This is a genomic window from uncultured Rikenella sp. (assembly GCF_910579375.1).
GTDB lineage: Bacteria > Bacteroidota > Bacteroidia > Bacteroidales > Rikenellaceae > Rikenella.
Genome location: NZ_CAJTUJ010000231.1, coordinates 1 through 1,643, shown reverse-complemented (window position 1 = coordinate 1,643; position 1,643 = coordinate 1). Strand labels below are relative to the sequence as shown.

Here is a 1,643-nt window from a genome sequence, read left to right as displayed (position 1 = left end):
TATTGGATGCGCCGGGGGTGGTGTTCTATGTCCTGCTGGGAATTGCGGGGCTGCTGATCTTTTTCTTCAACTCGCCGAAGAAAAACCCGCTGGTCAATGTGGGGGTGGGGCTCTACAACTCTTACGAGATGGCGACGGGGGTGGTGGGGGACTTGGTCTCCTATGTGCGGCTCTTCGCTATCGGGCTGGCGGGGGCGATCATCGCGCAGGTGTTCAATGCGTTGTCGGTGGGGCTCAGCGGGAATATCCCGGTCGTGAGCTGGATCGTGATGGCGATCATTCTGCTGATCGGTCACGGGTTGAATATCTTTATCAGTGCGCTGGGGGCGTTTGTGCATCCGGTGCGGCTGACGTTCGTCGAGTTCTACAAAAATGCGGGGTTCGATGGGGGGGGGCGAAAGTTCGTGCCGTTTAAACGGCTCGATAAATAAACTGTTCGATTATCCGTGTCTACCCGCATGGAACTGCCGCTTTCTTGTAAGAAAGCGGCGCAAAGAACTTTTGCAGAGGTCGTCCCGGTGGGCCGACCACAGGTTATCTCCTCCTCGTTCGTTGGGCTAAGATTTTCAGGCGAGGCGCGAGTGGGGTTCTCGCCCATTATTAGCGCGCTCGCCGAAAATCCAGCCCAACCCAAGGGCAGACCCTGCCAGAGCATCCCGCAGGGATGCGCTCTAAAGTTTTTTTGGTTCTCTTTGTGAACAAAGAGAACAGTTCCCTCCAGGGGAAATACTGATAAACAAAAGATTAAATAGACGAGAATAAAAAGGAAAACACAATAAAAAACAAAAACAAACGATTATGGAACCGATTTTTTGGGCTTATTTGGGAGTGGCAGTCATGCTTGTCTTTTCGGGTGTGGGGAGCTGCTACGGGACGACGATCAGCGGTAATGCGGCTGTCGGAGCGATGAAGAAGAACAAGGGGGCGTTCGGGAGTTACATGATTCTCTGTGCGATGCCTTCGACGCAGGGGCTTTACGGCTTTCTGGGGTACTTCCTGTTGAAGGGCTTTCTGACTCCGGAGATCACGATGGCGCAGGCGGCGGCGATTGTGGGGGGTGGTTTGGCGCTCGGGTTGGTGAGCCTTTGGAGCTCGCTGCGGCAGGGGCAGGTGGCGGCGAATGCCATCACGGCGATCGGAAACGGACATGATGTGTTCGGTAATTCGCTGATTCTCTTGGCGTTCCCGGAATTGTACGCGATTCTGGGGGTAGCGGCTGTCTTCTTTATTAGTCAGGCGATTTAGCTGTTTGATTAACAGGAGGATGGGTGTTTTTCCTCCTGCTGCAGATCTTGCGCCGGCGTTCCTCTTTCGCAGGAACGCCGGCGTTTGTGTTTCGCAGGAGGGGTGGTTAAGGGGTAGGTTTGTGAGTTTCTATCTGGGGGCCCGGCGCAGTTTTAGGCGGCGCGGAACGGAGAATGAGGGTAGAGGCTGCCAGTTGAAATGCGCCAGCATTTCCCGTCCACGGGACGTGGGGCCTGCCCGGCCCGAGGGCAGTTTTAGGCGGGACAAAGCTCGACCGCGCGCCGCTGCCAAAAGAAGCGATTCAACTATTTCGGCGGTAGCCGAATATAGATGAATCGCGCAGGCGCGCGAAAAGCCTCGACTTCGAGCAAAAATCCGTCGCCCGCCCGCCTTAAGTA

At 55.5% G+C, this 1,643-nt stretch carries 2 protein-coding genes; both read left to right on the top strand.

Features of this window, described 5'->3' with window-relative positions:
- On the top strand, positions 1 to 431 hold a 431-nt coding region (locus tag QZ302_RS09965), incomplete at its 5' end, for a V-type ATPase 116kDa subunit family protein (protein WP_294594970.1).
- 367 nt (positions 432 to 798) lie between these two features.
- Entirely contained in the window at positions 799 to 1,245 is a 447-nt protein-coding gene (locus QZ302_RS09960) for a V-type ATP synthase subunit K (protein ID WP_294594968.1), read from the top strand.
- Positions 1,246 to 1,643 lie beyond the last annotated feature (398 nt).

Bases quoted from the DNA above. Each gene is read 5' to 3' on its own strand.
- QZ302_RS09960 (WP_294594968.1), top strand. From the start codon at position 799: ATGGAACCGATTTTTTGGGCTTATTTGGGAGTGGCAGTCATGCTTGTC.